This is a genomic window from Vibrio sp. 10N.261.51.A4 (genome assembly GCF_041471945.1).
In the GTDB taxonomy this organism is placed as follows: domain Bacteria; phylum Pseudomonadota; class Gammaproteobacteria; order Enterobacterales; family Vibrionaceae; genus Vibrio; species Vibrio crassostreae_C.
In genome coordinates this window covers 1-2,094 of record NZ_JBFRPJ010000170.1, presented here as the reverse complement: position 1 = coordinate 2,094, position 2,094 = coordinate 1, and the positions used below count along the sequence as shown (strand labels likewise).

The following is a 2,094-nucleotide window of genomic DNA, read 5'->3' as shown; positions in this document are numbered from 1 at the left end:
AGTCTAACTGGAGCAGATCATACCTTGATTGAACCTTCTAAGCGCAAAGGTGCGCAGGAGCCGCTAGAAGTCACCCTACCTTATTCTGGTGATACTTTCTCAGTACCAGATAACTTATATATCATTGGCACTATGAACACGGCAGACCGTTCATTGGCAATGATGGACACTGCATTACGTCGTCGTTTTGATTTTAAAGAGATGATGCCAAACCCCAAGCTTTTTGCTGATAAAGAAGTTAAGGGCATCAATTTATCTAAATTGCTAGAAACACTAAATAAGCGAATTGAAGTTCTCTATGATCGTGAGCATACGCTCGGTCATGCTTTCTTGTTCCCTGTTTTCAATGAAGTTGATGAAGGCAAGGCGTTTATCGAGCTACAGTCAGCATTTAAGAACAAGATAATCCCACTATTGGAAGAGTATTTTTATGAAGATTGGAGCAAGATTCGTTTAGTCCTTGGTGACAGTTTGAAACAAGATGACAGACTACAATTTTTAAAAAGAACTGAAGACTCCTACAGTGAGTTATTTGGCCCTGAACATGGATTAGAGTTGTATGAGGATTGCAAAGTGACATACTCATTCAAGCCTTTTGGTGAAGGGACTGTTTGGCAAAATCCGACAGCGTTTAAAACTATCTACGCAAAAGATAGCGAGTAAGCTTAGTGAAAGCCAAGCAAGAAATCACTCTTTTCGAGTATGACTGTTTAGTGAGTGAAGATGTGCTTAAAGATCAGACTGCATCTTCACACATTCAAGCTATCTCTGTATCAGCCTATCAATATCTCAAGCAGCTTTGCTTAAGTAATGAGAATGAAAGAAATCTTCTTCAATTACGTCGTCGAAATGGTATGGAAGTTCTGCAAGTTCAAAACTATGCAGGAGTTATGTTTACGCCAGATAAAACGCAAATTGAAATCTTGCCTAAAATCGGAAAAGGCTTCACAGATGAAGGTAGTGACAACAACTATGATGACGCTTATGTGAAAGCTCGGCACACACTACTAGTAATGTTACGTGCGTTGAAAGGTTTCTCACATATTCAAACCTCGAATGCTAATATTACTCGCCAAAGAATGCCGTTGTTAGAGGTATTTATAGGCCAGTTCTTACAGTCGGTGAACACGCTCGTAAAACGTGGCTTAAGAAGCGACTATGTACGTAGGGAAGACAATTTAGGTTTCTTAAAGGGGAAGCTGAATGTAGGAAAACAAGTTAGGCATAACTCCATTAGTAAGCATAAATTTTACTGTGAGTACGATGAGTTCTTACTCGATCGTCCCGTAAACCGGTTAATGCATAGTGCTCTAAAACGAGTGAAAGGCTATACGCGGAGTGCAGAAAATCAGAAGTTGTTACAAGAGCTAGACTTTGTATTTAATGAAATACCAGAGAGTAAGGACTACAGCGTTGATTTTTCAAAAGTCAGGCTTGATAGAGGGATGAGTTACTACCAAATACCTTTAGACTGGTGTCGACTAATCTTAGAAGGCTTTTCTCCACAAACGATGAAAGGTGGTGCTAACGCAGCTTCTCTTTTATTCCCTATGGAGAAGGTATTTGAAGACTACGTTGCTAAAGTTTTAAAAGAACAACTAGCGGTCAGTCATCCTAAGCTCAGTGTTAGTACACAAGTTACTGGTGAGTACCTTGCCCGTTATGACGGTAGAAACAAATTCAGTTTACGCCCAGATTTGATTATTAAGGAAGGGAGCTCCAATCAAGTCGTGCTCGATACGAAGTGGAAGCTTCTCAATACCAAGTTAAGTAATTCAAATATCTCCCAATCGGATATTTACCAACTGTTTGCTTATGCAAAAAAATACCTTGCGGATGATGAAAGTGGTCAGGATGTGGTGCTGATTTACCCTAGCCAAGACAACTTTGATGAAGCACTGCATTTCCCCTTTGAGTTGGGAGGTGGGCATCAGCTTTGGGTCGTACCATTCGATATATCAGAGAAGAAACATACGGGCATCAGATGGCCACTAGATTTCAATTTTACCTCTAGAGCGGAAGTCTCTCAAAGGTCACCTAACTAATGTGGTTCCTTGAAGTCATTGAGGTATACTGATCTGCTCCAGTTAGACT

The 2,094-nt window shown here is 40.3% G+C and carries 1 protein-coding gene and 1 pseudogene; both read left to right on the top strand.

The features are described from left to right. Positions 1–663 (top strand): annotated as a pseudogene (locus AB4384_RS23555) (AAA family ATPase); the annotation flags it as partial. A 5-nt stretch (positions 664–668) separates the two neighbouring features. After that, on the top strand, positions 669–2,045 hold the full coding sequence (locus tag AB4384_RS23550; protein WP_372130198.1) for an McrC family protein: 1,377 nt from the start codon (positions 669–671) through the stop codon (positions 2,043–2,045). Positions 2,046–2,094 lie beyond the last annotated feature (49 nt).